Origin of the sequence: Massilia solisilvae (genome assembly GCF_024753215.1) — a bacterium.
Taxonomy (GTDB): domain Bacteria; phylum Pseudomonadota; class Gammaproteobacteria; order Burkholderiales; family Burkholderiaceae_D; genus Telluria; species Telluria solisilvae.
Map to the genome: position 1 here is coordinate 126,142 of NZ_JANUGV010000006.1, position 17,754 is coordinate 143,895.

Sequence of the window (17,754 nt, forward strand, 5' to 3'; positions counted from 1 at the left end):
CATCACATGGAACGCGCCGCCGCGCCAGCGCCGGCGCCGGCCAGGTCAGCGTGCCAGGCCCTGGCCAAGCATCGCCAGCATGTCCTGCGGCGACATGCGCGCCGCCGCGTCGGTCCCTTCGAGCAGGCTGTCGGCCAGCTCGCGCTTGTGCTGGTGCAGTTCGACGATGCCTTCCTCGATCGTGCCGCGCGCGACCAGCCGATAGATGGTCACGGGCCGCTGCTGGCCCATGCGGTGCGCGCGGTCCGAAGCCTGGTCTTCGACCGCGGGGTTCCACCACGGGTCCATGTGGATCACATAATCGGCCGCAGTGAGGTTGATGCCCACGCCGCCGGCTTTCAAACTGATCAGGAACACGTCGCCTTCGCCGGCCTGGAACGCGTCCACGCGCCGCTTGCGCTCCTGCATGGGCGTGGCGCCGTCCAGGTACTGGTACGCGATGCCGCGCTCGTCCAGGTGCTTGCGGATCAGCGACAGGTGATCGACGAACTGGCTGAACACCAGCACCTTGTGGCGGTTCTCGAGCAGATCGTCGAGCAGGTGCGCGAATGCGGCCAGCTTGCTGCTTGCGATGCCAAGGCCGGGCGCGGCCAGCTCCGGATTGCAGCAGGCGCGGCGCAGCTTCATCATCTCGGCCAGGATCGCGATCGCCTTCTGGCTTTGTGGCGCTTCGAGCGAAGCCAGCTTGTCCAGCGCCTCGCGCCGCAGCGATTCGTACAGCGCCCGCTCTTGTTCCGACAGCTCGACCGGCAGCACGATCTCGGTGCGCGGCGGCAGTTCGGCCAACACTTGCGCCTTGGTGCGGCGCAGGATGAACGGCTGGGTCAGGCGACGCAGGCGCGCGCGGGCGCTGCTTTCGGCCCGCTTGTCCTGCGCCTTTTCGATGGGGCCGGCAAAGCGCAGCTGGAACTGGTCGGCCGTGCCCAGCAGGCCAGGGTTGATGAACCTGAACAGGTTCCACAGCTCGCCCAGGTGGTTCTCCAGCGGCGTGCCGGTGGCGACCATGCGAAAGTCGCCCTGCAGCGCCATCACCGCTTTCGAGCGCTGCGTGTTCGCATTCTTGATGGCCTGGGCTTCGTCCAGCACGATGGTGTGCCAGCGCTGGTTCGCGAACAGCGGCGCTTCCAGCTGCAGCAGGCCGTAGCTGGCCACGATCAGGTCGAACGGGCCGGCTTCGTCCAGCATCGGCGCGCGCTCGCCGGGGCCGAACAGCTTCACGTTCAGCGTCGGCGCAAAGCGCGCCGCTTCGGCGATCCAGTTGGTGCACACCGAGGTCGGCGCAACCACCAGCGCCGGACCATCCGGCGCGCGCGACAGGATCAGGGCCAGCGCCTGCAGCGTCTTGCCGAGCCCCATATCGTCGGCCAGGCACGCGCCCACGCCCCAGTGCGCCAGCCGGGCGAGCCAGTTGAAGCCGTCGAGTTGGTAGTCGCGCAGCTCCGCCTGCAGCGTGCCCGGCAGCCTGGGCACGAAGGTTTCGATCTCCTGCATGCGCGACAGGTGCTCGCGCCATGCCTTGTCGGTCTTCACGCTGCCCGCCTCGCGCGCCAGTTCTTCCAACGCAAAGCTGGCCAGCGCGTGCACGCGCACGCCGTCGCCTTTCAGTTCGCCAAAGCCGGCCAGGTCCATCAGGCGCCGGTGCAGCTCGGCCGACAGCGCCACGAACTCGTTCTCGCCCAATGCGACAAAGCGGCCGTCGCCTTCACGCAGGCGCTCGAGCAGGGCGCGCAGGTCCAGCACCTTGTTCTCGTCCACCACCAGGCTGCCCTCGGCCGCGAACCAGTCCTTGTCGCGCTTGATGTTGATGCGCACCGACTTGGCCTCGACCCGCTTGCTCACCTTGAACGACTGCCCGTCCGGCCACGCCACCACGACCTTGCCGGCGTCCAGGTCCTGCAGCTCGGCCAGCAGTTCCAGGCAGCGCAGCGGCTGGGCCAGCAGCCATTCGCCATGTTCGAATTCGGCGTGTTCGAGCGCGTGGCAGCTGCCGACCAGCGCGCGCTCGGCGTCGCGCTCGCCGTTCAGGTCGCGCCGCGCTTCCATGCGCACGCCGGATACGTCCGCGATCACGCTCTCGGCGCCTTCTCCGGGCCGGTAGTAAGGGCCGGCGTCGGGCAGCGGGCGCACCAGCACCTGCATGCGCAGGCCCTGCTGGTAGGGCAGCAGATGCACGTGCAGGCGCGCGTCGGCTGGCACCTGTTCAATGTCCGCGGCGCTGCTGCCGATGTCGGACTGTACCGTCACGATCGACGACACCGCGCCGATGGCTTTCAGCACCTGCCGTTCGGCTTCCAGCGGCACCACCAGGCCATCGCCGACGATGGCCGCAATGCGCCGGTGCTCTTCCTTGATGCGCACGATGCGCAGGCGCGTGGGCGTCTCGCGCGTGATGACCACCTCGCCGCGCTGCTCGCGCAGCGGCGGCTGCAGCATGATCGTGACCTTGCCGTTCCCGGCCCTGACCAGCAGCTCCGGCTCGCCCGGCAGCAGCTCCACCCGCGTGCCTGGCGCATCCATCCAGAACAGCAGCGGGTGGCCGGCCAGCGCGGCCAGCGCCTTGTCCAGGTCGAACTCGTAGCGCACGCCGCTGCCGTAGTAGCGGTAACCGCCGATGGCGCTGGCTGCCTGCATGTCCTGCGCGGTCAAAAAGTCGAGCGTGGCCGCCTCTTCGACCAGGCGCTTCAGGCCCACGGCGCGCCCGCGTGTCCAGTTGCCTTGCGCGTCGCGCTTCTGCTCGCGCGGTTCGATGTCGCGCACGCCCAGGTGCGGGTCGTAGGCGATCAGCCACACCAGCCGCGATTCCTGCTCCGCCGGCGCGGCCGGGGCCTCGGCCTGCAGGCTGATGAGCGCGTTGAGCTGGCGTTCCCACGGCTGTTCGCGCTCGAACCACAGTGCCATGTCAGAAAATCGGTGCCGCTGGCGCAGCTCGATCGCCTCGCGCTCGCGCCCCACCGCGCCAAGGCCGCCCAGCACCGATGCCAGTTGCGCCGCGATGAAGTCGAAGCCCGCCTGCCGCGCCAGTTCGATGTTCTGTTCGGCCTGCGCGCGTCGGTCGGCGGACAGCGGCACGCCAAGCCAGAAGTGGAGCAGGGCGCGGAACATGAAGGGCTGCAGCGCGCTTTCCCAGTTGCGCGAGGCGAGCACCTCGGCGTCAACCAGGCCGCCGCGGATCTGGCGCAGCATCGACAGCTGCTGGTACACCGCCGTGTCGTGGCTCTGCACCGCGCGCGTAGCCGTGTCGAGGTAGGCGTCGAGCGCCTTCTGGTGTTTGGCCGCGCCACTTCTCATCATGGCCGTCGCGTAGAGGTGGCCGCCAATCCCTTCGAAGATGGCCTTGCGCTTGCCGGTCTCGCGGCGCAACGCCTTGAGCGCCTTGTCCAGCGTGTCCAGTGCAGGTTCGAGCTCGTCGCGCAGCAGGAGCAGCAGGCCGCGGAAAAACAGGTCGGCCGAATCGTCCAGGTCGTGCAGCAGGGCTTCCATCTCGGACAGGCGAGCGCACAGCAGCAGCTGCTCGGCCAGCGCCACCCGCAGCGCCATGGAGGCGCCGCCCTGCGCCACGTAGTCGATGGCATGCTCGCGGATGGCCGGTGCGGCGGCCGGTTCGCGCTGGACGTTCTTGACGAGGACGGCCAGCACGTCGTCGCGCAGGGCCGGATTGATGCGGTCGAGCAGCGCAGGTTCGAAAGGCCGGGCGCAGATCTCCACCAGCGGGTGCAGGTAGGCGGCCTCGTGGCAGCGCAGGCATGCGGCCAGCAGCGGGCCCACGATCTTTGGCCCCTCGCCGCCGATCAGCGCCAGGCGCAGCAAGGCCAGGCCCTGCCGATAACTGCGCAGCATCGGCGTGCCCTGCCAGTCCAGTCGCAGCGGCATCATTTGCGCGTACACCTCGCGGAACTCGTCCAGCCGCCGCTCCCTGAGCACCTGGTCGATCGCCGGCCAGGTGGCGTCAAGCGCGGCGACGACGCCGCGCCCCGTCACCATGCTGGCAAGGCCCAGCGCCTGCAGCCGCGCCAGGTCCGCGGCAAGATCGTCTTCCGATGCGAACGCGTCAAGCGAAGTGACGTGGCTGAACAGGCGGCTCCTGCCCATCGGCTCGCCCGTCAGCGCGAGCAAGGCAAGGATGTTTTTCTGCCGCGCGCTGCAGGCCTCGAACGCCTCCCTTGTACTCATGCAGCCAGGTTCTCGATCGCCACCGGCGCCAGGCCCTGCGGGATGGGAATGCCGAAGATGCGCAGGTAGAAGTACAGCTCGGCCTCGAGCGTGCGCACGATGCTGTCGGCCTTGCGGAAACCGTGCCCCTCGCCTTCGAGCGTGATGTACGCCACCGGCACGCCGCGTGTGCGCAGCGCCTGCACCATCACCTCCGATTGCTGCGGCGGCACGACCTTGTCGTCCAGGCCCTGGAAAAAGATCATTGGGCGCTTGAGCTTGTCGGTGTGGTGAATCGGCGAACGTTCGGCGTACACGGCATCGGCCTCGCCTTTGGGCGCGATCAGGTACTCGTTGTAGTGCGACTCGAACTTGTGCGAGTCCGCGTCCAGCCCCGCCAGGTCGGACACGCCGTAGTAGCTGGCGCCGGCCTTGAACACGTCGTGGAAGGTGAGCGCGCACAGCGTCGTGAGCCCGCCCGCGCTGCCGCCGCGAATGACGAGCCGTTCGCGGTCCACCAGTGCCTGGTCGGCCAGGTAGCGCGCGCCGGCCACGCAGTCCTCCACGTCCACCACGCCCCACTGGCCTTCGAGTGCGTCGCGATAAGCGCGGCCAAAGCCGGTGCTGCCGCCGTAGTTCACGTCCAGCACGGCGATGCCGCGGCTGGTCCAAAACTGGGTTGCGAGCTTGAGCGTGCTGCTGGCCATGCCGGTCGGCCCGCCGTGCCCGATCACGATCAGCGGCGGCTTTTCGCCGGCGGCCGGTTCAAAGTCGGCATTGGCCGGCGGGTAGAAAAATGCGTGCGCGGTACGGCCGTTGGCGCTGGGGTAGCTGATGGTTTGCGGCACCGACAGGTAGCCGGCGTCCGGCACGTTGGCAATCGACCGCGCCAGTACCTCGCGCGTGCCGCGGGCCAGGTCGATGCGCGCCAGTTCAAGCGCAATGGTCGGCGCACCGCCCAGGATCGCCAGCGTATCGCCGCAAACGCGCAGCTCGCGGATCTCCTGGTAAGGATGGTCGATCGGGCAAAGCCGCCCGTCGACCAGGCGCGCGAGCTTGCTCACGCCCTGTTCAATGTAGGTGCAGATGATCTCGGACGCCGAGCGAAAGCCGTACATCGAGCCGCCGAAGGTCCAGTGCGGGCTGCCGAATTCGGCCTCGCGCGGGCACAGCGCGGCCACCACGCCACCGTCGAACCGGTACAGGTTCCACCAGCCGGTGCGGTCCGACACGAAATGCAGCACGCCGGACGGCGACCACTCCGGCTGGCAGATCGACTCACCCGGCCCGCCGGCCACCAGCCGGCCGTTAAGCAGGCTGCCGTCGCCCGCGATGTCGGCCAGCCACAGCTCGGTGCCTTGCCACGGCATGCGCGGGTGGTCCCAGCACAGCCAGGCCAGCTGGCGCCCGTTGGGCGAGATGCGCGGCGCGGCATAGAAATCGTTGCCGTCCACGAGCACGGTCTCGCGCCCGTCAAAGCCGATCGCGCAGATCGTATTGACCGGGTAGGCGTGCCCGGCCCCGTGATCCTCGCGCACGCCAACGAGGCGTTTGCGCGGCGCATCGGCAACGAAGTCGGCGTAGCGCAGGGTGCCGCCCGCGCAGACCGGCGCCGGCTCGCCGTCCGCGCCAATGCGGTACAGGCAGCTGTCGGCGTAATGCGAGAACCACACGCCGCCGCCGGCAACGGCAAACGCGCCGCCACCGTATTCGTGCACCCGGGTGCGTACGTTGAAGGGGGCGGGCGTGACTTCTTCCACGGCGCCTGCGCGCTGGCGCAGCAGCGTGTTGCGGCCGCCTTCGCTGGCGCGGCCCGCCAGCCAGTACACGTCGGCGCCGTCGAGCATGACCTGCGACAGCGGCGCGGCGCCGGCAGCGACGACGTGGGCGGTGATCGGGGAACTCCAGGTGCCGCACGGCGCGGCCTGTTTGCGGTTCGAGGCGGTCATGGGAAGGGGCGAAATCGGTTGGCTGGAACTGCATTATAAGTGCGCGTCCGGGGATGCGATAATAGCTGCTTTCCCCACGCCTTTTATTGTCTGCCATGCCACAATTCGCCCCGCTCAAGAACGACACCTTCCTGCGCGCCCTGCTGCGCCAGCCGACCGACTACACCCCGGTGTGGCTGATGCGGCAGGCCGGGCGCTACCTGCCGGAGTACCGCGCAACGCGCGCCAAGGCAGGGTCGTTCATGGGGCTGGCCACCAATCCCGACTATGCCACCGAGGTGACGCTGCAGCCGATCGACCGCTATCCGCTGGATGCCGCGATCCTGTTCTCGGACATCCTGACCGTACCCGATGCGATGGGCCTGGGCCTGTATTTCGCCGAGGGCGAAGGCCCCAAATTTGAGCGCTCGGTGCGCACCGAGGAACAGGTGAACGCGCTCGCGGTGCCGGACATGGCCTCGCTCGACTACGTGTTCAAGGCGGTCACGCAGATCCGCACCGAGCTCGATGGCCGCGTGCCGCTGATCGGCTTTTCCGGCAGCCCGTGGACGCTGGCGTGCTACATGGTCGAAGGCGGCGGCTCGCGTGAATTCCACACCATCAAAAAGATGCTGTATTCGCGCCCGGACCTGATGCACCGCGTCCTCGACATCAACGCCCAGGCCGTGGCCACTTACCTGAACGCCCAGATCGACGCCGGCGCGCAGGCCGTGATGATCTTCGACTCGTGGGGCGGGGCGCTGGCCGATGGCGCCTACCAGGAATTCTCGCTGCGCTACATGCAGCAGGTGGTCAGCCAGCTGCAGCGCGAGAAGGACGGCGTGCGCATTCCGGCGATCGTGTTCACCAAGGGCGGCGGCCTGTGGCTGGACGAGATGGCCGGCATCGGCGCCGACGCGCTGGGGCTGGACTGGACCGTCAACCTGGGCCGCGCGCGCGCGCTGGCCGGCGACCGCGTGGCCCTGCAGGGCAATCTGGACCCTGCGATCCTGTTCGCGCAGCCGGACCAGATCCGTGCCGAAGTCGAGCGCTCGCTCACCGCCTACGGCACGCCTTCGGCCGGGCACGGGCACGTGTTCAACCTGGGTCACGGCATTTCGCAGTTCACGCCGCCGGAGTCGGTCAGCGCCATGGTCGAGGCGGTCCACGACTTCAGCCGACGCCAGCGCGCGGCCTGAACCGACCTCATGTTCACAGTGTGAAACTCACACTTGTTCACACGTTGCGCAAGTGCAAGAAAAGTTGCTGTGGAAATGTCCAGTGATCATTGGGTGCTGTAAGCGATTGAATCTACAGGAATTTTTAGTTTTAGAGGTTTTCCTCTAGCCAAATTTGCTTGTGGCATCCTCGGATCCGAAGAATTTTTCAGTGTTTTGTTCACAAAGTTATCAACAGGGGCTTGTCGATTCGACCAAAAAGTCCTTGGTTTACCGGGGTTTACAGCGAAACTTGAAGTGTTGGATGAGCTTTCTGCTGCGTTGCGAGATATTTTATGCACTGCCCGGGGTCACTTATGCACAACGATTGGGCGGCATACAGCACATCGTAGGGCTGGCGCAGATAAAATACCAACCCGTTGATAATAAAGGAAAAATTGCTCTAGAATTTGCACACGGGAAAATCCAATCTTGAGCTAACGTAAACTTCATCGCGGGTCAAGCCCCCATTGTCCACAAAGTTTTCCACAACCACCGCCAGCAAGGCCTAGATTGTCCTACTGCATCCTACAAGTCGCCCTGGACACGCCGCTCGACAGCTGGTTCGACTACCGCTGGCCATGCGCCCCTGGCGAGGAGCCGCAGGTCGGCCAGCTGGCGCTGGTGGACTTTGGGCGGCGCGAGACGGTGGGCCTGATCGTCGCGGTCAAGCGCGAATCCGACGTGCCGCCGGAAAAACTGAAGGACGCCATTGCGGTGCGCGCCCAGCTGGCGCCGCTCTCGCCAACCTGGCTGGCGCTGGCGCAGTTCGCTGCCGACTACTACCAGCGCCCGTTGGGCGAGGTCGCCTTGCCCGGCCTGCCCAAGAACCTGCGCGTGGGCACCACGGTGCCGCTCGATCGCGCCATCAAGAAGCTGGCGAAGCAGGAAGCCGCGCACGACCCCGCACCCGCCGGCATGCCGGTGCTGAACCCGGCCCAGCAGCTTGCGGCCGACGCCATCGGCAGCGCCCAGGGCTTCGCGCCGATGCTGCTGTACGGCGTCACCGGAAGCGGCAAGACCGAGGTGTACCTGCAGGCCTGCGCCCAGGTGCTGGCGCGCGAACCCGACGCCCAGATCCTGGTCATGGTCCCCGAGATCAACCTCACGCCCCAGCTCGAAGGGAACATCCGCGCGCGCTTTCCCGGCGTGATGGTCGCCACGCTGCACAGCAGCCTGTCCGAAGGCGAGCGCATGCTGCACTGGCTCGCCGCGCACGAGGGCAGGGCGCGCATCGTGCTCGGCACGCGCCTTGCGATCCTGGCCTCGCTGCCCAGGCTCAAGCTCATCGTCATCGACGAAGAGCACGACCCGTCGTACAAGCAGCAGGAAGGGCTGCGCTATTCGGCGCGCGACCTGGCGGTGTGGCGCGCGCACCAGCTGGGCATCCCGATCGTGCTCGGCTCGGCCACGCCGTCGCTGGAGACCTGGCACCATGCGCAGTCGGGCCGCTACCGCAAGCTGGAGCTGCGCGAGCGCGCCGTCAAGGACGCGGTGCTGCCGCGCGTGCGCCTGGTGGACACCGAGCGCGACCGCCCGCGCGAAGGCCTGTCCAACCAGCTGGTGGCGGCGCTGCGCCAGCGCATGGAGCGCGGCGAGCAGTCGCTGCTGTTCTTGAACCGGCGCGGCTACGCGCCCGTGATCACCTGCGAAGCCTGCGGCTGGATCAGCAACTGCACGCGCTGCAGCTCGTTCATGGTGCTGCACAAGCCCGAGCACCGGCTGCGCTGCCACCACTGCAGCCTCGAGCTGCGCATCCCGCGCGCCTGCCCGGACTGCGGCAACGTGGACCTGCAACCGCTCGGGCGCGGCACCCAGCGCGTCGAGGAGGGCCTGCAGGCCATGTTCCCGGAGGCGCGCATCCTGCGCATCGACGCCGACTCCACGCGCCGCAAGGGCAGCGCCCAGGCCGCATTCGACAGCGTGCACCGCGGCGAGGTGGACATCCTGGTCGGCACGCAAATGGTCGCCAAGGGCCACGACTTCAAGAAGCTCACGCTGGTTGGCGTGCTCAATCCCGACACCGCGCTGTTCTCGCAGGACTACCGCGCCAGCGAGCGCCTGTTCGCGCAGCTGATGCAGGTGGCCGGCCGCGCCGGGCGCGCTGGCCGCGGTGAAGGCGCCAGCGAATCGGAAGTGCTGATCCAGACCCGCTACGCCACCCATCCCTTGTACGCGGCCGTGGTCAACCACGACTACGAGCGCTTCGCCGGATCGCTGCTGGCCGAGCGCAAGCAGGCCGCGCTGCCGCCCTTCATGTACCAGGCGCTGCTGCGCGCCGAAGCGCGCCAGCTGGCCGATGCCACCGCCTTTCTGGAAGCGGCGCGCGATCTGCTGGTCAGCGAAGCAGTCTTCATCAACGACCCGATCCCGATGACCATGACACGCGTGCACAACATGGAGCGCGCCCAGCTGCTCGTGGAATCGAACTCACGCCCCGCGCTGCAAGCCTTCCTCAAGGCGTGGATGGCCGACCTGCGTGCGATGAAGACGCGCGTGCGCTGGTCGCTCGAGGTCGATCCGCTCGACATCTGACCCTCTCCGGCAAGCCTGCGCAAAAAGGCGTATCGTGGCCTTCGAGCAGAACGGGAGAACAACATGAACAAACTGAGCGTGGACGTGGCCGTGATCGGTTCCGGCACCGCGGGCCTGTCCGCCTACCGTGCCGCCAAGGCGCAGGGCGCCAGCACGGTGATGATCGAGAGCGGACCTTACGGCACCACCTGCGCGCGCGTGGGCTGCATGCCGAGCAAACTGCTGATTGCGGCCAGCGAGGCGGCGCACATGATGCAGGCCGCCAGCGGCTTTGGCGTGCACGCCGACCAAAGCCGCATCGACGGCCGCGCCGTGATGGAGCGCGTGCGCCGCGAGCGCGACCGCTTCGTCGGCTTTGTGCTCGACAGCGTGGAGCACATGCCTGCCGCCGACAAGCTGCGTGGCCACGCGCGCTTCACCGGGCCAAACACGCTGGTGGTGGACGACCACACCGAGGTCGCTTGCCGCCGCGTCGTGATCGCGACCGGCTCTACCCCGGTGCGCCTGCCCCAGCTCGAAGGCGTGGGCCCCGGCATCATCACCAGCGACGACGTGTTCTACTGGAACGACCTGCCGGCCTCGGTGGCGGTGATCGGCAGCGGCGTGATCGGATTGGAACTGGGCCAGGCGCTGGCGCGGCTGGGTGTGCGCGTGGCCGTGTTTGCGCGCGGCGAACGGGTGGCGCAGCTGACCGATCCGGTCGTGGTGCAGGCCGCCGGGCGCGCGCTGCGCGAGGAAATCGACCTGCGCTTTCAAACCGAGGTGGTGGGCGCGGTACAGGACGGCGCCGAGGTGGCGCTGACGGTGCGCCACGCATCGGGCACGCAAACGACGGAGCGCTTCCAGTACGTGCTGATGGCCAGCGGCCGCACGCCCAACGTGCACGGCATCGGCCTGGAACACACGGGCCTGGCCCGCGGCGCCGACGGCATTCCCGTGTTCGACCCGCTGACGATGCAGTGTGGCGCCAGCCCTGTCTTCATCGCCGGCGACGCCAACAACGAGCGCCCGGTGCTGCCCGAGGCCGCCGACCACGGCAAGATCGCCGGCGACAACGCCGGCCGCTACCCGGACGTGCGTCCCGGCCTGCGGCGCACGCCGCTGGTCATCGCCTTCACCGAACCGAACATCGCCACGCTGGGCGCCAGCTGGCGCACGCTGTCCGCGCCGGGCAAGCCCAAGTTCGCGGTGGGCCAGGTCTCGTTCGAGAACCAGGGCCGCAGCCGCGTCATGCTGCAAAACCGGGGGCTGTTGCGGGTGTACGGCGAATACGGCACCGGACGGTTTCTGGGGGCGGAAATGGCGGCGCCGCGCGGCGAGCACCTGGCGCACCTGCTGGCCTGGGCCTGCCAGTCGCGCATGACAGTGGGGCAGATGCTGGAGATGCCGTTCTACCACCCGGTGATCGAGGAAGGCGTGCGCACCGCGTTGCGCGACCTTGCCACGAACATCGAGCGCGGCGCCAGCGAGACCGATGCCGCCGACTCGGAACCGGGAACGTAACACCTAGGGTGGGCAGGAGAACCTGCCCACCCTACAACTGATGATCAGTTGAGCAGGCTGGTGTCCAGCTTCCCTTCCGCCGCCAGCTGGCGCACGATGCGGATGGTGTCGAGATCGGCCTCCTGGTAGGCCGACTTCTTGAATTCGTCGTACATCTTGTTGACCTCGTCGCGCGCCTCGCCCAGCCCGTCGTCGTAACGGAAGCGCACGAACAGCACGCCTTCGGACGGCGCCTCGATCGTCATGGTCAGCAGGGACGCGGCGATCTCGCCCTGCGCCGGCACCTCCACCCGCACCTCTTTCAGCGGCGTGAGCAGCACGCGGTCGCGGATTTCCAGCTCGCCGTAGCGCAGGCGGCGCGTAAAGCTGCCCGCCTCGCGTTCGCTGATCGTGCATTCGTCCAGGTGCGGCACGAACATCCCGGGGGACTCGGCGCGCAGCACCAGCCCGCGCCACAGCTGCTCGCGGGTGATGGTGTCGATCAGCGGATTGAGCGGATCGTTGATTTCGATGAGGTGTTCAAATTTCATGGGGCAGGTCTCGCATGGCCGCCGCTGTGGCGGCGAAGAGACGATGGTAACCCATGGCGGCACCCCCGTGCCAGCGCGCCTGTAACACTTTTTTACAGTTAAAAACATTCCTTGCATAGCAAGTCCCCGCAGCAACTGCCACACTCAGGGTGTTCACGTCTTTTCCGTTGTCCAAGATGCAAATACAACGAGTCGTTCCCATGCTGCAAAGTGTGGCGCAGGTCCGCAATTGGGTGGTCACGCACATACCGCTGACCGCTTCGCTGGTTGGCTATGACCTGTTCCTCAAGCTTGGCAACGACATTGCCGCCGGCCTGCCGCTCGACGTGGACAGGATTGCCGCCGGCTTGCCGCACGCGCGCGAAGAGGTGCTGGCCCACCTCGAGCTGATGGCGCAGGCCCGGCTCGTCGGTTTTGGCGAACTGGGGGAGGTCTGCCCCACGTCCGATTTCGTGGCACTGCTGGACGAGTACGGCCGCACCTTCGACAGTCTGTTCATCGTGCGCGAAGACCTGCGCGGCCAGCAGCTGCTCATCGCCTCAGCCGACCCGCAGCTGGGCGCGTTCGCCCGCCTGCTGTACGACCGCATCTACGATCTTGGCTGGCTATACCTGCACAATTTCGGCAGCGTGTGCTTCCTGATGGCGTCGCTGGTGCGCCGCATCGCCGCCGCGCATGGCCAGCAGGCGCGCATCGTGACCTGCTATGCCGAAGTGGCACACGAGCGCAGCAACTACCTGCTCGGCGCGCCCGGCTACGCCAAACCCGGGCAGGTCGAAGGCCACGCGGCGTGCGTGATCGACGAGCGTGTGCTTGTCGATTTTGGGCTGGGCAACGCGCGCAAGGGATACCGCCGCGACTTCCCCTGGGGCGTCGTGTGCGACTACCGCCGCGACGGCGCCGCGATCGGCACGGCGCAGGTGGCGGCGCGCGAGATCATCACCTGGAAGGACGACTGGCAGTCGCCAGCCGCCGAGGCCGAACTGGCGCGCTACGCGCCGCATATCGAAGACCTGTTCGGCCAATACGCGGCGCGCTTTCTCTGACGCGCAGCTTCAGTTGAGCAGGGCCACGCCCTTCACCTGTGCCCACACCTGCATGCCGGCGACGATGCCCAGCTCGCGGCGCGAACGCTCGGTAATGCGCGCCAGCAGCGGGGCCGAGCCGATGCGCATCTGCACCAGCGCGTGACCCGGCGTGTCGGTGGCGGCGGTCGCGGTCACCAGCGCCGGCAGCACGTTGACGATGCTGGTCGCGCGCGGGCGCTCCAGCGCCAGGCTGACGTCGCGCGCGTGGATGCGGCAGCGCAGGCGGCTGCCCAGCGCTTCGCGGCGGCGGGCCACGTACAGGCTGCCGCCGTCGAAGGTGAGGCGCGACAGTTCGTCTTCCTCGTGCGCGGCCAGCACCGTCTCGAACACCACGCCGGCGTCGTCGCCGAAAGCGCCCGGCAGGTCGGTGCGGGCCAGCGTTTCGGTCAGCGTGCCGCTGGCCGCCACCCGTCCGGCCTGCAGCAGCACGATGTGGTCGGCCAGCCGCGCCACCTCGTCCGCCGAATGGCTCACGTAGATGATCGGGATCGACAGCGCATCGTGCATGCGCTCGAGGTAGGGCAGGATCTCGCGCTTGCGCTGCAGGTCGAGCGACGCCAGCGGTTCGTCCATCAGCAGCAGCCGCGGCGATGCCAGCAGCGCCCTGGCGATCGCCGCGCGTTGCCGTTCGCCGCCGGACAGGTGCTGCGGGCGTCGCGCCAGGAGCTCGCTCAGCCCGAACAGCTCGGCCACCTGGGCCAGGTCGAAGCGGCGTTCGCGCGCCGGCACCCGCTTCTGGCCAAACTCCAGGTTGGCGCGCACGGACAGGTGCGGGAACAGGCTCGCTTCCTGGAACACGTACCCGAGCGCGCGGCAGTGCGGCGGCACGAACACGCCGCGCGCCTCGTCCTGCCAGGTGTCGTCGTCGAACGCGACAAAGCCGCCGGGCGCGCGCTCGAGCCCTGCGATGGCGCGCAGAACGGTCGTCTTGCCGGCGCCCGAGTGGCCGAACAGCGCCGTCACGCCCTGTCCCGGCAAGGCCAGATCGACCGCCAGCGAAAAGCCGTCGCGTTCGATGTTCAGCCTGGCGCGAATCGTGCTCATCGCGCGCCGCCCACCTGGTTTTTCGCGTTGAACGCGTACAGCGCCAGCAGCACCGCAAAGCTGAAGGCCAGCATGCCGGCGGCCAGCCAATGCGCTTGTGCGTACTCCATCGCTTCGACATGGTCGTAGATCTGCACCGACACCACGCGGGTCTTGCCCGGGATGTTCCCGCCGATCATGAGCACCATGCCGAACTCGCCGACCGTGTGCGCAAAGCCGAGGATCGCGGCGGTGAAAAAGCCGGGACGCGCGAGCGGCACCGCTACCGACCAGAACGTATCCCAGGGACTGGCGCGCAAGGTGGCTGCCACTTCCAGCGGCCGCTGGCCGATGGCCTCGAACGCGTTCTGCAAGGGCTGGACCACGAACGGCATCGAATAGAACAGCGAGCCCGCCACCAGCCCGGCAAAGGTGAACGGCAGCACGCCCAGTCCGAGCGACTCGGTCAGGCGTCCCACCGGCCCGCTGGGGCCGAGGGCGAGCAGGAGATAGAAACCGAGCACGGTCGGCGGCAGCACCAGCGGCAGGGCGACCACCGCGCCCACCACGCCTTTCATGCGCGAGCGCGTGCGCGCCAGCCACCACGCAATCGGCGTGCCCAGCACCAGCAGCAGCGCCGTGACGACGGACGCGAGCTTGAGCGTCAGCCAGACTGGGGCGGGGTCGGCCAGCACGTGCATTCAGTCGTAGCCGAACGATGCGATGATCGCGCGCGCCTTGTCCGACTTCAGGTAGGCGGCCAGCGCCTTCGCGGCCGGGTTGGCCTGGCCTTTGGCGAGGACCACCGCATCCTGGCGGATCGGCGCGTGCAGCCGAGGCGGGACGATCCATCCCGATCCCGCCGTCAGTTTGCCGTCGCGGTACACCTGGGACAGTGCGACGAATCCGAGCTCGGCGTTGCCGGTGGCGACGAACTGGTGCGCCTGGGCGATGTTTTCGCCCTGCACCAGCCGCGGCTGCACGGTGTCGAACAGCCCAAGCCGCTGCAGCGTGGCCACCGCCGCCGCGCCGTATGGGGCGGTTTTGGGATTGGCGATGGCCAGGTGCCGGAAGTTGCCGGACGCCAGTACACGGCCCTCGGCGTCAACGAAGCCCGCGCGTGCCGACCACAGCACCAGCTTGCCGATGGCGTAGGTGAAGCGCGTGCCGGGCGCGGCAAGGTGCTCGCGCTCCAGCCGCGCCGGGGTTTCTTCGTCGGCCGCCAGCAGCAGCTCGAACGGGGCGCCATTGCTGACCTGCGCGTAAAACGTGCCGGTCGCGCCGAATGCCAGCACGGCCTTGTGCCCGGTGTCGCGCGCGAATTCGGTGGCGATTCTCTGCATCGGCGCGGTGAAATTGGAGGCGACCGCCACCTGTACCTCGCCGCACCAGGCAAGCGGCGCCACCGCCAGGGCGGCGAGCAGGCACACCAGTCGTTTCATCGAAGTCTCTCCATTGCCAAAAGCGCCAATCTGCCGAGTATACATCCTGTCCACTTTGGCGCGACGGCAAAAGCTTCGTTACAATCCCCTGCTGTCCCCGTCAAATTGTTTCCCATGTCCAACGCACCAAAATTCGGCCTGAACGGTCCGCAGAGCGAAGCCGTGCTTTATCTCGACGGCCCGTGCCTGGTGCTGGCCGGCGCCGGCTCGGGCAAGACGCGCGTGATCACCCAGAAGATCGTGTACATGGTCGAGCACTGCGGCTACGACCCGAAGAACATTGCCGCGCTCACCTTCACCAACAAGGCCGCGCTGGAAATGCAGGAGCGGGTGGCCAAGCTGCTCAAGCAGCCCAAGCAGGCCAAGCAGCTGACGGTGTCGACCTTCCACTCGCTGGGCGTGAAGATCCTGCGCCAGGAGGCGGCCGACGTGGGGCTCAAGGACCGCTTCTCGATCATGGACAGCGACGACTGCTACACCGTCGTCTCCGACCTGGCCGTGACCACGGACAAGCAGGAAATCCGCCGCATCCAGAACGCGATCAGCCTGTGGAAGAACGGCCTGGTCGATCCGGAAGACGCCATCAGGAACGCGCGCGACGAGGACGAGGCGCTGTCGGCCCGCGTGTACCGCAGCTACGTGGCCACGCTGCAGGCTTACCAGGCGGTGGACTTCGACGACCTGATCCGGCTGCCGGTGGAGCTGTTTCGCAACAACGAATCGATCCGCGACCGCTGGCAGCGCCGCCTGCGCTACCTGCTCATGGACGAGTACCAGGATACCAACACCTGCCAGTACGAGCTGGTCAAGCTGATGGTGACGGGCCTGGGCAAGAAGCCGATGTTCACCGCGGTGGGCGACGACGACCAGGCCATCTACGCCTGGCGCGGCGCCTCGGTGGAGAACCTGAAGACGCTGCAGACCGATTTTCCGGACCTGAAGGTCATCAAGCTCGAACAGAACTACCGCTCCACCACGCGCATCCTGCAGGCGGCCAACGCGGTCATCTCGAACAACCCCAAGCTGTTCGAGAAATCGCTGTGGTCCGAGCACGGCCTGGGCGAGCCGATCAAGGTGCTGGCGATGCAAAACGACGAGCAGGAAGCCGACCAGGTGGCGATGATGATTTCGTCCGAGCGCTTCCAGCGCAAGAACAAGTGGTCGGACTACGCGATCCTGTACCGCGGCAACCACCAGGCGCGCGTGATCGAGCAGGCGCTGCGCAAGGAGCGCATCCCGTACACGATTTCGGGCGGCCAGAGCTTCTTCGACAAGGCCGAGATCAAGGACATCATCGCCTACCTGCGCCTGATCGCCAACGAAGGCGACGACCCGGCCTTCATCCGCGCCATCACCACGCCCAAGCGCGGCGTGGGCATGGCCACGCTGGAGGCGCTGGGCGAATTCTCGCTGCAGTGGAATTGCTCGCTGTTCGAGGCGGCGATGAAGGGCGGCATCGAAGCCAAGCTGGCCGACCGCCAGCTGATCCCGCTGCGCCAGTTCTGCAACTTCATCATCGGCCTGGAATCGCGCGCCAGCCGGCCCGGCCCGTCCGGCAGCGGCGAGAACGCTGCGGCAGTGCTCGACGACATGATGAAAGAGATTAACTACGAGCACTACCTGTACGAGAATTTCGACGACCGCGCCGCCGAAAGCAAATGGCAGAACGTGCTCGAGTTCACCAACTGGCTCAAGGAGCGCGGCATGGGCGGGCGCGACCGCAGCGGCGAGGAAAAGAACCTGCTCGAGCTGACCCAGATGGTGGCCTTGATGTCGATGCTGGAAGGCCAGGACGAGGAGCCGGACGCGGTGCGCATGTCCACCCTGCACGCATCCAAGGGCCTGGAGTACCCGCACGTGTACCTGGTCGGCTGCGAAGAGGGCATCCTGCCGCACAAGGGCGACCCCGACGATTCGGTCGAGTTCATCGCCGCGCGCATCCAGGAAGAGCGGCGGCTGATGTACGTGGGCATCACGCGCGCCCAGCGCACGCTGCACATCACCTGGTGCAAGAAGCGCAAGCGCGCCGGCGAGCTCGTGCACTGTGACGTGTCGCGCTTCATCAAGGAGATGGCGCTCGACGTCGGCGATGCGCCACCCAAGGAGCACGAAGTGCTCAGCCCGAAGGAGCGCCTGGCCAACCTGAAGGCGTTGCTCAACACCCCGAAAGTACCCGCGCCCGGGTGATCAAACGGGTGAAGTGTCGGTTAGGAAACGCACATATGATCAGGATGTTGCGTGTTCACCATGGTCAATTTGCAATACCCGCGCACGATTGGAATTCTTATTTGACTTCGTGACGTGCAAGAAATACTTTCCCACGAGTGACATCGTCACGG

Annotated in this window: 12 protein-coding genes; 6 read left to right on the top strand and 6 right to left on the bottom strand. The window is 67.4% G+C overall.

The features are described from left to right. Window positions 1–45 precede the first annotated feature (45 nt). Together NX773_RS18880 and NX773_RS18885 are read right to left on the bottom strand one after the other, a co-directional pair. The gene (locus tag NX773_RS18880) at window positions 46–4,170 is read right to left on the bottom strand and encodes a DEAD/DEAH box helicase (RefSeq protein WP_258857838.1); all 4,125 of its coding nucleotides are present in this window, start codon (window positions 4,168–4,170) and stop codon (window positions 46–48) included. Continuing rightward, entirely contained in the window at window positions 4,167–6,098 is a 1,932-nt protein-coding gene (locus NX773_RS18885) for a S9 family peptidase (RefSeq protein ID WP_258857839.1), read from the bottom strand. Before NX773_RS18885 ends, NX773_RS18880 begins: the two co-directional genes overlap by 4 nt. Window positions 6,099–6,193: 95 nt before the next feature. Here NX773_RS18885 and hemE point away from each other — a divergent pair, with 95 nt between their 5' ends. The 4 genes from hemE (at window position 6,194) to NX773_RS18905 (ending at window position 11,332) form a co-directional block, all read left to right on the top strand. After that, entirely contained in the window at window positions 6,194–7,276 is a 1,083-nt protein-coding gene (hemE, locus tag NX773_RS18890) for a uroporphyrinogen decarboxylase (RefSeq protein WP_258857840.1), read from the top strand. A gap of 283 nt (window positions 7,277–7,559) precedes the next feature. Next, window positions 7,560–7,730, top strand: a complete 171-nt coding sequence (locus NX773_RS18895) for a hypothetical protein (RefSeq protein WP_258857841.1) — start codon at window positions 7,560–7,562, stop codon at window positions 7,728–7,730. A 77-nt stretch (window positions 7,731–7,807) separates the two neighbouring features. Beyond that, window positions 7,808–9,829, top strand: a complete 2,022-nt coding sequence (locus tag NX773_RS18900) for a primosomal protein N' (RefSeq protein ID WP_258857842.1) — start codon at window positions 7,808–7,810, stop codon at window positions 9,827–9,829. Window positions 9,830–9,892: 63 nt separating this feature from the next. Next, window positions 9,893–11,332 carry a dihydrolipoyl dehydrogenase gene (locus tag NX773_RS18905; protein WP_258857843.1) on the top strand — a complete coding sequence of 480 codons (1,440 nt, stop codon included), beginning with the start codon at window positions 9,893–9,895 and terminating at the stop codon, window positions 11,330–11,332. Between the two features lie 44 nt (window positions 11,333–11,376). Here the strand turns inward: NX773_RS18905 and NX773_RS18910 are convergent, their stop codons facing one another. After that, window positions 11,377–11,862: an SRPBCC family protein gene (locus tag NX773_RS18910; RefSeq protein WP_258857844.1), complete on the bottom strand. Its 486-nt coding sequence runs from the start codon at window positions 11,860–11,862 to the stop codon at window positions 11,377–11,379. A 200-nt stretch (window positions 11,863–12,062) separates the two neighbouring features. Here NX773_RS18910 and NX773_RS18915 point away from each other — a divergent pair, with 200 nt between their 5' ends. Further along, entirely contained in the window at window positions 12,063–12,908 is an 846-nt protein-coding gene (locus tag NX773_RS18915; RefSeq protein WP_258857845.1) for a hypothetical protein, read from the top strand. Between the two features lie 9 nt (window positions 12,909–12,917). Here the strand turns inward: NX773_RS18915 and modC are convergent, their stop codons facing one another. From modC to modA, 3 genes are read right to left on the bottom strand one after another with little or no spacing between them, the layout of a single operon-like run. Continuing rightward, window positions 12,918–13,994: a molybdenum ABC transporter ATP-binding protein gene (gene modC / locus NX773_RS18920; RefSeq protein WP_258857846.1), complete on the bottom strand. Its 1,077-nt coding sequence runs from the start codon at window positions 13,992–13,994 to the stop codon at window positions 12,918–12,920. Beyond that, a complete protein-coding gene (gene modB / locus NX773_RS18925; RefSeq protein WP_258857847.1) occupies window positions 13,991–14,674 on the bottom strand; it encodes a molybdate ABC transporter permease subunit in 684 nt (227 codons plus the stop codon). The genes modC and modB overlap by 4 nt, the downstream gene beginning before the upstream one ends. Next, complete coding sequence (modA, locus tag NX773_RS18930) at window positions 14,675–15,415, bottom strand: molybdate ABC transporter substrate-binding protein (protein WP_258857848.1); 741 nt, start codon at window positions 15,413–15,415, stop codon at window positions 14,675–14,677. Between the two features lie 114 nt (window positions 15,416–15,529). Between modA and NX773_RS18935 the strand changes: the two genes are divergently transcribed. Continuing rightward, entirely contained in the window at window positions 15,530–17,602 is a 2,073-nt protein-coding gene (locus tag NX773_RS18935) for a UvrD-helicase domain-containing protein (protein ID WP_258857849.1), read from the top strand. Window positions 17,603–17,754 lie beyond the last annotated feature (152 nt).